At 55.7% G+C, this 9,983-nt stretch carries 11 protein-coding genes and 1 pseudogene; 6 read left to right on the top strand and 6 right to left on the bottom strand.

Annotation, left to right across the window (positions count from 1 at the left end; genetic code table 11):
- The first annotated feature begins 324 nt into the window (after positions 1-324).
- Positions 325-945: a tyrosine-type recombinase/integrase gene (locus HBN63_RS20955; protein WP_170050754.1), complete on the top strand. Its 621-nt coding sequence runs from the start codon at positions 325-327 to the stop codon at positions 943-945.
- Positions 946-1,042: 97 nt separating this feature from the next.
- Here the strand turns inward: HBN63_RS20955 and HBN63_RS20950 are convergent, their stop codons facing one another.
- The 5 genes from HBN63_RS20950 to HBN63_RS20930 form a co-directional block, all read right to left on the bottom strand.
- Complete coding sequence (locus tag HBN63_RS20950) at positions 1,043-1,504, bottom strand: isoprenylcysteine carboxylmethyltransferase family protein (protein ID WP_170050753.1); 462 nt, start codon at positions 1,502-1,504, stop codon at positions 1,043-1,045.
- Positions 1,505-1,551: 47 nt separating this feature from the next.
- A complete protein-coding gene (locus tag HBN63_RS20945) occupies positions 1,552-2,196 on the bottom strand; it encodes a thioredoxin domain-containing protein (RefSeq protein ID WP_170050752.1) in 645 nt (214 codons plus the stop codon).
- A complete protein-coding gene (locus HBN63_RS20940; RefSeq protein WP_170050751.1) occupies positions 2,193-2,630 on the bottom strand; it encodes a disulfide bond formation protein B in 438 nt (145 codons plus the stop codon). Before HBN63_RS20940 ends, HBN63_RS20945 begins: the two co-directional genes overlap by 4 nt.
- 275 nt (positions 2,631-2,905) lie before the next feature.
- Entirely contained in the window at positions 2,906-3,358 is a 453-nt protein-coding gene (cadR, locus tag HBN63_RS20935; RefSeq protein WP_170050750.1) for a Cd(II)/Pb(II)-responsive transcriptional regulator, read from the bottom strand.
- A 48-nt stretch (positions 3,359-3,406) separates the two neighbouring features.
- The gene (locus HBN63_RS20930; protein WP_170050749.1) at positions 3,407-3,556 is read right to left on the bottom strand and encodes a hypothetical protein; all 150 of its coding nucleotides are present in this window, start codon (positions 3,554-3,556) and stop codon (positions 3,407-3,409) included.
- Positions 3,557-3,593: 37 nt separating this feature from the next.
- Here HBN63_RS20930 and HBN63_RS20925 point away from each other — a divergent pair, with 37 nt between their 5' ends.
- From HBN63_RS20925 to HBN63_RS20905, 5 genes are all read left to right on the top strand, one after another.
- Complete coding sequence (locus HBN63_RS20925; protein WP_170050755.1) at positions 3,594-5,876, top strand: heavy metal translocating P-type ATPase; 2,283 nt, start codon at positions 3,594-3,596, stop codon at positions 5,874-5,876.
- 16 nt (positions 5,877-5,892) lie between these two features.
- Positions 5,893-6,237 carry a DUF3703 domain-containing protein gene (locus HBN63_RS20920; protein WP_170050748.1) on the top strand — a complete coding sequence of 115 codons (345 nt, stop codon included), beginning with the start codon at positions 5,893-5,895 and terminating at the stop codon, positions 6,235-6,237.
- Between the two features lie 26 nt (positions 6,238-6,263).
- Positions 6,264-6,740 (top strand): hypothetical protein, encoded by a 477-nt coding sequence (locus tag HBN63_RS20915; RefSeq protein ID WP_017675705.1) that lies wholly within the window; start codon positions 6,264-6,266, stop codon positions 6,738-6,740.
- A gap of 605 nt (positions 6,741-7,345) precedes the next feature.
- Positions 7,346-8,671 carry an OprD family porin gene (locus HBN63_RS20910; protein WP_170050747.1) on the top strand — a complete coding sequence of 442 codons (1,326 nt, stop codon included), beginning with the start codon at positions 7,346-7,348 and terminating at the stop codon, positions 8,669-8,671.
- Between the two features lie 147 nt (positions 8,672-8,818).
- Positions 8,819-9,097: a hypothetical protein gene (locus HBN63_RS20905; RefSeq protein ID WP_224490798.1), complete on the top strand. Its 279-nt coding sequence runs from the start codon at positions 8,819-8,821 to the stop codon at positions 9,095-9,097.
- A gap of 443 nt (positions 9,098-9,540) precedes the next feature.
- On the opposite strand, the pseudogene HBN63_RS20900 reads toward HBN63_RS20905, so the two are convergent.
- Positions 9,541-9,858 (bottom strand): annotated as a pseudogene (locus tag HBN63_RS20900) (transposase); the annotation flags it as partial.
- Positions 9,859-9,983: the final 125 nt, after the last annotated feature.

The following is a 9,983-nucleotide window of genomic DNA, read 5'->3' as shown; positions in this document are numbered from 1 at the left end:
GGAGTGGGGGCAACAGCAGCTGCGCTGGTAGACTTATCCACAGTTGCTGGTAACAAAATCAGCAATCCGCCCTGGGTCAAATTTCAATCGGCAGGGTGGGTCAATTTTCCATCAGCGCCAACACTCAGTGAAACGCCGGAAGGCAACTTGAAGTGGCTTGCAGCCACTTAGATAGCAGGCACACTTGATCGGCAGGCTGCCGCTGAAGCTACTTTTTCAACAGAATCGGCCAAAAGCGGTCTGTCGCGAAGGGCTGCTTCTGGCAGATTAGCGACCACTGTTCTGGCTAGCCATCCTTGTCCTTCCTAATGTGGAGGACTTGCTATGAACATCATTGCTATCTGCAGCCGTCAGCCCTGGAACAAAGGAAAATTGGTCGGGCAGAAAATTCCGCTCCGACTGAGAGATATCTGGGCCATTCGAGTAAGGCTTCAAATTGCGGAAAGAACCCGGGATCTAGCTCTCTTCGATCTGGCCATCGACAGCAAGCTTCGAGCTTGCGACTTAACCAAGCTCCGTGTGCGCGACGTTGCCCATGGCGAGCATGTGTCATCACGAGCCATGGTGATGCAGCAGAAAACGCACCAGCCAGTGCAGTTCGAGATCACTGAGCAAACACGGTCTGCTCTCGCAGCCTGGATACATCAAGCTCAGCTCCGTAGCGAGGACTGCCTTTTTCCGAGCCGGCTGCATACCTCAGACCATCTATCCACTCGTCAATACGCTCGTATCGTCAAAGGCTGGGTGCAAGCCATTGGCCTTGATCCGGCCATGTATGGCACTCACACAATGAGACGTACGAAGGCATCACTGATCTATCGCAGGACGAAGAACCTGCGGGCGGTTCAACTACTGCTAGGCCATACGAAGCTGGAGAGCACCGTTCGATATCTCGGGATCGAGGTCGATGACGCCTTGGAGATGGCGGAGCAGACCGAAGTTTGACCATGCAATGCATCGCGACGGTGAGGCCAGGCCGTCGCTAACCGGCCCAAAGCGTGTACTCAACCTCTACGGCGGCTCTAACTGTGGATGAGCTAACTTAGAGCCAGCGACGTACCTGCGCCTGATAGGCCTGAAACTCGTTGCCGAATAGAGTTGTCAGCGCGCGCTCCTCTGGGCTGATTTGGAAGCGATTCATATACAGAACAAACCCCAGCACACCTAGCAATGCAAAAGGCGAGGCCAGGTAGCAGGCCCAGGCCAGCAGGAACAGGGCAAAGCCGACGTACATCGGGTTGCGTGAGTATTGATAGATACCCGAGCGCACTAGCGCCGATGCTGTTTCAGGCTTTAGCGGATTGACGGTGGTTTGCGCCTGTCGAAACGACAAGACGCCAGCCACACTGAAAAAAACGCCAATGGCCAACACGAGCAGAGCCACCAGCACCCGCACCGAGTACGTCAGGTCGAAGCCTGGCACATAGCAGGCTGCCAGCCACATAAGTAACCCGAAAAGACTGGCCACAATCGGCGGAGGTATTCTGTTTTCCAGTGCTCGCATAAAAACTCCCGATTAAGCAGCCATGACTTCTGCGCCAGTCGCTATGTTTAGCGCACTTTTTGCAGTTCGCTCTGCACCAGTTCCAGCAGCGGCTCAGGGCCGAACTTCGTCAGCAGCGTGCCGTTGACGAAGAAGGTGGGCGTACCTTGAATCCCGACTTTCTTAACGTCCGCTGCGTCTTTGGCCAGGATCGCGTCGATTTCGGGCGAGTTCATCGTTGCGCGGGCCTTCTCGACATCCAGGCCAACTGCAGCTGCGGCTTCCCAGGCTTTCTGTGCTTGCGCGTCGTCATGCCAGAGAGGTTGGGCCTCCAGCACGGCTGCAAGCACAGGTTCGTAAAGCCCCTGCATGCGTGCAGTCTCCAGCAGGCGAACGGCCTCTTCCGAGCCTTTGTGGAACAGCACATAGCGCACGACCAGGCGCACGTCCTGCGGGTATTGCGCCATGATTTGCTTCACGTATGGGAAGAACGCCCGGCAGCTCTCACACGAAGGGTCGAAGAACTCGACGATGGTGACTGGTGCGTTGATCGGCCCAAGGGTTGGCGAGTGGAAACGCACCAAGGAGCTGCTCGCCTGAGTGACTGCCTGAGTCTCCTGGGGCGCGGAAAACCGCTGGTAGAGCACTGCGGCGGCGACAAATCCGGCAATGGTCACAGCGCTGATGGTCAGCACGAGGGCGCGTCTATTCATACAAGGGTTCTCCGGCGAATCAGGGCAAGAAGCATGACGATGGCGGTGAAAACCACCAGGGAAAGCAGCGGCAGCGGCACGCTACCGAAGATCAGCATGTCGGCCCCGGAACAGGAGGTTCCGGCGCTACACGGTTTTAGGTCTTCCGGGATCACCCCTATAAACAGCAGGCAATGATACAGGGCGATCACCCAGCCGATAACGGCCAGGGGCAAGGCGTACAGCCAAACGGAGAAGTCGGCGCGGTAGCAGGCGATACTCAGCATCACCGCCAGAGGAAACATGAAAATCCGCTGGAACCAGCACAACACGCACGGGGTTTTGCCCATGACTTCGCCGATAAATAAGGCGGCCACGGTTGCGGCCACGGCCAGCAGCCATGCGGCGAGTAATAAACTCCAGGGATTGGCGGAGGGATGCACCTGCTCGTTCATGCTTATCTATTCGTCCTTTTCCTTGGTTGGGGATGGCACGTTAGCGAGCCTACAGCAGCTGTCGATTGGCTTTGTGTTACAGCATGCGTCCTGCGCAGGCACTGGCTGACAGGCAGTGATCGATCCGGTTGGTGTTGCGACTAGCGGAGCACAGCGACTATCGCGTTGGGCGGTTCATCTTGATGACGAAGTTCTCATTAATGCCGGGGGTGGCCACTACAACTGGAATCGCATCGGGATTTCTAAACACGCTCCACGCTGTTCTGAGGCGATGGTCAATGACGGTGGCTTTTCCCTACATGGGTGTGGCCATCATCCGGAAGCGCACTGACTCCGCCGGTAGTGTTCAGGCGCTGAAGAATTCCACACTCATCTACGCCCCGCCCAGAGGCGCAGCGGTGTCGCAACTCAACCAGCTGTTGTTGCAGTGCCAGGAGGCTGGTCACTCGCGCTTGCACATGCTCGATGTGCTCATCCACTAAGCTATTCACACCCTCACAGTTCCCCTCTGGCCGATCCATCAGCGCCAACAAGCTTCTGATCTCGTCCAGGGTCATGTCCAGTGTTCGGCAATTACGAATAAACGTAAGCCTCTCAAGATGCTCACTGCTGTAAAGACGATAATTGCCCTCGCTGCGAGCCGGTGTCGGCAACAGCCCTTCACGCTCGTAATAGCGAACCGTTTCAACCTGGCAATCGACAAGCTTGGCCAGCTCTCCAATTTTCATGAAATACCCCTTCTACAAACTCTTGACCCTGTAGTGGCTTCAGGGTGTTCACTCTACAGCACTGACCAATAAGGATACCCCCATGGCTGGTTGCTGCAGTGATGAACAAAAACCTGAAGCGGTTTCAAAGGATGTCTGCTGTGACCCCAGCGGCGCGTTTAAGTGCTCGGCCACGGCAACTACAACGGTAAATGCCATGGTTGGCTCCAGGCTCAGCAGTTTCCGTATTGAACAAATGGACTGCCCTACCGAACAGTCGCTGATTCAGGACAAGCTGAGCAAGCTGGCAGGCATAGATAAGCTCGACTTCAACCTGATCAATCGGATTCTTGGGGTATGGCACAGCTTGCCTTCGACCGCGCCTATCGAAGCGGCGATCTCGTCCCTGGGAATGCAGGCAGAACCGCTCTCTGCTGAAGGGCAAGCCCGCATCAAAATCGAACAGATGGACTGCCCAACTGAAGAAAAGCTCATCCGCGACAAGCTGACCTCGCTACCCGGCATCAGTGCATTGGAGTTCAACCTGCTTCAACGTGTACTGACGCTCAGCCACACAGCAGAAGCGCTGCCAGCAGCACTGGCAGCGATTCGCGAGCTTGGTTTCACGCCAGTGGTTGAGGGTTCAGCAACAGCAAGCGAAGAAGCACAAGGCACCCCGCACAAGAAAGCCTGGTGGCCCTTGGCGCTCTCGGGCGTGGCCGCCGTATCGGCGGAAGTGATCCACTTTGCCGAGCTTGCGCCAGAGTGGGTTGTGGCTGGCGTGGCGCTGCTCGCCATTCTGCTGTGCGGCCTAACGACCTATAAAAAGGGCTGGATCGCGCTGAAGAACCGCAACCTGAACATCAATGCGCTGATGAGTATCGCGGTGACCGGTGCGGTGCTGATTGGGCAATGGCCAGAAGCGGCCATGGTCATGTTCCTCTTTTCTGTCGCCGAGTTGATCGAAGCGAAGTCGCTGGATCGGGCTCGCAATGCCATCCGTGGCCTGATGGATCTGACCCCTGAGCGCGCCACGGTGCAGCAGGTCGATGGCACATGGCTGGACGTTGACGTTAAGACCATCGCCGTAGGCTCATTGGTCAGGGTTCGACCTGGCGAACGAATCGGTCTCGACGGCGAGGTGACTTCCGGCAACTCCACCATCAACCAAGCGCCGATCACGGGGGAAAGCCTGCCCGTAGAGAAAACCGTCGGAGACCCGGTTTTTGCTGGCACCATCAATCAAGCAGGCTCGCTGGAATACCGCGTCGTGGCAGCCGCTGCCAACACTACGCTGGCACGTATCATTCACGCGGTCGAAGAGGCGCAGGGTTCACGTGCGCCGACCCAGCGCTTTGTCGATCAGTTCGCCAAGGTATACACCCCTGTCGTATTCCTATTCGCCCTGGCTATCGCCATTGTGCCGCCACTCTTCATGGCCGAGCCCTGGTACGACTGGATCTACCGTGCCTTGGTGCTGCTGGTGGTCGCTTGCCCTTGCGCCTTGGTCATCTCGACGCCCGTCACCATTGTCAGTGGCCTGGCAGCGGCGGCGCGTAAAGGCATTTTGGTCAAAGGCGGCGTCTATCTGGAAACCGGCGGCAAGCTTGGCTTCCTGGCACTCGACAAGACCGGCACTATTACTCACGGCAAGCCGGTGCAGACCGATTACATGCCGCTGGTTGATCAGGACTCAGAAGTCTACCGCACACATGCCGCCAGCCTCGCCAGTCGGTCTGACCATCCGGTATCGCAAGCGATAGCCAAGCATGCCACTGAGAATGGCCTGACGTTTGCTGCCGTTGAGGGATTCGAAGCCCTACTGGGTCGAGGTGTTCGAGGCACCATCGAAGGCATAGATTTCCACCTGGGTAACCACCGTCTGGTGGAAGAGCTTGGCCTCTGCTCACCCGAGCTGGAAGCGACGCTGGAGCGTCTCGAACGCCAAGGTAAAACAGTGGTGGTGCTGTGCAATCCGCAGCGTGCCATTGCCCTGTTCGCCGTTGCCGATACCGTCAAGGACTCCAGCCGCCAGGCAATTGAGGAACTTCACGCGCTTGGCGTGAAGACCACAATGCTGACCGGCGATAACCCGCACACCGCAGATGCGATTGCACAGCAGGTAGGCATCGACGAGGCACGCGGCAATCTCCTGCCAGTCGACAAATTGCAGGCCGTTGAAGCATTGCAAGCGCGCGGCTACGTTGTTGGGATGGTCGGCGATGGCATCAACGATGCGCCGGCGCTGGCGAAGTCTGAAATCGGTTTCGCCATGGCCGCCGCCGGCACGGACACGGCCATCGAAACTGCGGATGTGGCCTTGATGGATGACGACCTGCGCAAGATCCCGGCCTTCATCCGCCTGTCTCAACAGACCGCCGCCATCCTCAAGCAGAACATCGTGCTGGCGTTAGGGATCAAGGCCCTGTTTCTCGCCATTACCCTAACGGGGCAGGCGACGATGTGGATGGCCGTCTTTGCCGACATGGGCGTCAGCCTGCTGGTGGTGTTCAACGGCCTGCGCCTGCTTAAAAAGTAGGATCGGAGGATTGAAGATGAAAGCAGCATTGCAACTCGCAATTGAACAAGCCTTTCAGCAGGCCCGGCAGGCCATGCAGGAACAGCGCAGTACAGATGCCTTTCAATGGCTGGAGCGCGCGCACATCCTGACTCAGCGCCAACCTTTGCTGCATGCCAGGTCACACTGGCTGATGCTCACGCTCGGCTGGAAAATTGGCGATTATCGCGAGGTGGCCGGGCAAATACCGCGCATTTTCGCGGCCTTGTTGTTCTCCAAAATCTGGGTGCCCCTCGGCAATACAGGCCGCTCCAGAATCAGTGCGTTCAAGCCCATGCCGGTTCCCGAAGAACCACAGACCTTGCTTGCCGATGACAAGTAAACTCAATCCGGTCGGTGATTGCGCCCATGCAAATTGATATCTCTACCCAGCTGCCATGCTCACTGGCAGAGGTGATCGCCCAGGTGCGCACGCCACGTCTGCTGCATCAGGTTGCATCACCGTTGCTGAGTTTCAGCCCGCTGACTCCCGTTGAGTTTCCTGGCACCTGGAGCGAGGGCACTTACTGGGTCAAGCTGAAGTTATTCGGCGTACTTCCCATTGGCCGTCAGGCGATTGTGATTACATACCCGCAGACGGAAAATGCTCAGATTTTCATGCTAAGAGACAACGGCTACAGCCCGCTGATCAGCAAGTGGGATCACCTCATTACGGCACAAGAGGTCAACGGCGGAACGCTTTACCGAGATAGCGTGACCATCAAGGCGGGCGTCCTCACTCCGTTCGTCTGGCTATTTGCGCGCCTGTTCTACGCCCACCGTCAGCGCCGCTGGGCAACCTTGGCGGCAAATGGCTTTAACTACGGAAACTCTCAGCCGCTGTAGTAATCGCACCTTGCTAGGTTCTTGGTCGCATCAACCAACTCTTCGTCTGGTAAGCGCTGAGCCCATGGCTATTCACACCCATGCGGTCACAGTTTCATGCACCATTACTGCCATGAGCTGGAATATACGCAGTGCGCCTGCCAGCTCCAGCTCGTCAGCGAAATGCTGGCTTACACGGCGGGAGTGAGCAGCATGCCCGAATCACGCAAGGTGATTCGGGTGGACGCTTACGAGCATCCAAACAAGATCAACCGGCGTCACCCCCAGCCGGCTTGTCACATCAGCCCGGCGCTATCGATCTATCTGAGTGCACCGTCCTATGAGCTGGCAGTCATGAACATTCGGCCTGATCAAGGCTGGAGCTCTCTCGACCTACCCGTCGGATTCTATTGAAAATCTGAATTCAAATGTCGCTTTAAGACAACTTTCATTGCCGCCTTGTGAAGATTACAGAATTGTAATTTTCCAATCATCTTCAAGTTATCTTCAGCTTGCAAGGATAGGGCTCAGCTCCCCAAAGGCGCAGAGCGCTTGAGGGTGCAATACCTATAAGAACGCCATGGCGAAAACTAGACTAATAACTGCCAATTATAAAGGAGCAATAAATGCTTAATAAAACCAAACTATCCCTTGCAGTATTTTCGGCGATTGTCAGTGCAGCTCCGCTCATGGCGGCCGCAGAAGAGCAAGCCGAAGGTTTTGTAGAAGGTAGCAGTTTCAATATTCTCAACCGTAACTTCTACATGAATCGTGACTTTCGTAAAGGTCAGTCGAGCAACACTGACAATGGTTATACTGAAGCTTGGGCACACGGGATCATTGGCCAGTTCGAGTCGGGCTTTACCCAAGGCACCGTAGGCTTTGGTATTGATGCCTTCGCCATGCTCGGCCTTAAACTGGATACCGGGGATGGTCGATATGGCCCAGGTGGTACTGTTAATCTGCTGCCGGTAAATAGTGATGGTGAAGCCGAAGATAACTACTCCAAAGTGGGTGGTGCAGTAAAAGCCCGGCTATTCGACACCGTTGTCAAAGTGGGTGATGTGTTCCCCATGACGCCGGTGGTTCACTACGGTGACTCCCGCCTGCTACCGGAAAGCTTTCGCGGCGTTACGGTTGAGAACACAAGCTTTGATGGTTTGACCCTTCAGGGTGGCCGCCTGCATGCCATGAGCCAGCCGCAGGTCAGCACCATGCGTGATGAGTTCGCAACCTTCTATGCGGGCTCTGTCGCGTCTCCATGGGTTGCCTATTTCGGCGGTGACTATTCGCTAAATGACAACCTGAGCTTTAGTCTCTATAGCAGCCAACTCAAGGATGCTTGGAAGCAGCACTATGCCGGTACGTCCTTCACCTACCCGCTGACCGACAGTGTTTCCTTGTTCGGTGGCTTGAACTACTACAAAGCTGTTGATGACGGCCAGCAGCTGTTGGGTGAGTTCGATAACGACATTTACAGCGGCAAAGTGGGTGTGCAGTTCGGTGCACACAGCGTTGCCCTGTCGCACCAGCGCAACAACGGCGACGATGATTTCGACTACCTGCGCCAGTCTGATTCCATCTTCCTCGACAACTCTATTCAGTACAGCGACTTCAACTCGCCGAAAGAGAAGTCCTGGATGCTGCGCTACGACCTAGATATGGCCAGCTATGGCGTTCCTGGACTGACCTTCATGACGCGCTATGCGCTGGGTACAGATGCGGACTATTCCGACGCCAACAGTGTGTATATGCGTCGTGATGCCGATGACAACCCGCTGACTGACCAGAAGCGCTGGGAACGCAACATCGAAGCCAAGTACGTCGTCCAAACGGGCTCACTGAAAGAGATGTCCTTCCGTGTTCGCCAGATGACTACCCGCGCAACGGATTACGAGTCGGATCTGGACGAGGTTCGTCTGATCGTCGAGTACCCACTGAGCGTGCTCTAAAAATGGATGGGCGGGCGGGCTCTAAAAGCACTGCCCGCTCATGCATAACAAGATAGGCAGTTATTAGATTTCAAGAATGTAATGTTGGGCTCACGCTGCTGTTAGCTTCACCTCCGTAAAATTCACTCGAACTTGCAGAACTTGTCCATGAACCTCGACAAGCTAATAATTGAATTTTACGAGGCCTGCCTTATGAAGATGTTGAAAGCCCTAGTTATTGGATCAGTACTTCTTGTCGGCTCCACACAGTCTTATGCAGAAGATGGCTATGATCGCTCAATGAAAGCTCAGGCAAAATTTCGAGCAGATCAAAAACGAATTCACGGAACTGAGCCTGCTGCCAAACCGGCGGACGAACTAAAGGTTAAGACCAGCAACCAAGATCGGACCAATACCGATCTTAAAAAAGAAACCAACGCTGACTAACCGCTCACTTCCGAACGATGTTCACCTCTAGAAGCTCCCGAGCTCCTTTGGAAAGAGGTGTACCCTAAGCGCCCTTCGGGGCGCTTTTTTTATTTAATCTTTAATAATAAGAAAGATTCACTGGGAGTTTAAACCTCCAAGCTAGACAACTAACTCTTCTCTTCCGCAAGTCATTCATATCTGCAACAAGCCATCGCTGTCAGCGTGTAGCAAGAAGGGCAAAATGATACCGGTGAAGGCCTTTAGATTGATCTGCCTGATATCTGCAAAGGCACTCGGCTATCACCCCGATGCTAGGGATGGTCTGAAGTAGTCCTGTATTTTCAGTCGACTTCAGCCGTCGCCGATTTTGAAAGCAGCAAACCAATCAAAAACGATCAGATCACCCGCTCATTTCAGTGTTTCTGGCCGCCGCGATAACCTCGCAGCGGCCATTTCCCACATTACAGGCGCACCTCTCCCGCATTCGTCAGCAAATGCCGGCGCACCATCCACAGGTTCGACAGCGCGAACAGTGTCACCAGCTGTGCCGTGTTCTTCGCCAGGCCACGGAAGCGTGTCTTCACATAGCCGAACTGGCGCTTGATCACCCGGAACGGATGCTCGACCTTGGCACGCACCTGGGCCTTGGCTTTCTCGATCTTGCGCTTGGCTTTGTACAGCGCGCTGCGCTTGCTCAGCTTCTTATACGTACTACGACGGGCCGCGATCTGCCAGATCACCTCACGGCCTTCATGTTCCGGGCGCTTCTCTACGCCGGTGCGGATTCCACGCCATCCGGCCACCCAGTCCGCTCTCATCTGGCCAGGCATTCCAGGGCCATCTGGCCACCTGTTCCACGGCCATCCGGCCGGGCAGTCGGAGCGCAGCGACGCAGGGGTGGCAT

The organism is Pseudomonas sp. WS 5011, assembly GCF_012985775.1.
GTDB classification, from domain to species: Bacteria; Pseudomonadota; Gammaproteobacteria; order Pseudomonadales; family Pseudomonadaceae; genus Aquipseudomonas; species Aquipseudomonas peli.
Note: the sequence above shows the minus strand (reverse complement) of the source record. Positions and strands in the feature narration are given on the sequence as shown.

Bases quoted from the DNA above. Each gene is read 5' to 3' on its own strand.
- HBN63_RS20955 (WP_170050754.1), top strand. From the start codon at position 325: ATGAACATCATTGCTATCTGCAGCCGTCAGCCCTGGAACAAAGGAAAA.
- HBN63_RS20950 (WP_170050753.1), bottom strand. From the start codon at position 1,504: ATGCGAGCACTGGAAAACAGAATACCTCCGCCGATTGTGGCCAGTCTT.
- HBN63_RS20945 (WP_170050752.1), bottom strand. From the start codon at position 2,196: ATGAATAGACGCGCCCTCGTGCTGACCATCAGCGCTGTGACCATTGCC.
- HBN63_RS20940 (WP_170050751.1), bottom strand. From the start codon at position 2,630: ATGAACGAGCAGGTGCATCCCTCCGCCAATCCCTGGAGTTTATTACTC.
- cadR (WP_170050750.1), bottom strand. From the start codon at position 3,358: ATGAAAATTGGAGAGCTGGCCAAGCTTGTCGATTGCCAGGTTGAAACG.
- HBN63_RS20930 (WP_170050749.1), bottom strand. From the start codon at position 3,556: ATGGCATTTACCGTTGTAGTTGCCGTGGCCGAGCACTTAAACGCGCCG.
- HBN63_RS20925 (WP_170050755.1), top strand. From the start codon at position 3,594: ATGGACTGCCCTACCGAACAGTCGCTGATTCAGGACAAGCTGAGCAAG.
- HBN63_RS20920 (WP_170050748.1), top strand. From the start codon at position 5,893: ATGAAAGCAGCATTGCAACTCGCAATTGAACAAGCCTTTCAGCAGGCC.
- HBN63_RS20915 (WP_017675705.1), top strand. From the start codon at position 6,264: ATGCAAATTGATATCTCTACCCAGCTGCCATGCTCACTGGCAGAGGTG.
- HBN63_RS20910 (WP_170050747.1), top strand. From the start codon at position 7,346: ATGCTTAATAAAACCAAACTATCCCTTGCAGTATTTTCGGCGATTGTC.
- HBN63_RS20905 (WP_224490798.1), top strand. From the start codon at position 8,819: ATGAACCTCGACAAGCTAATAATTGAATTTTACGAGGCCTGCCTTATG.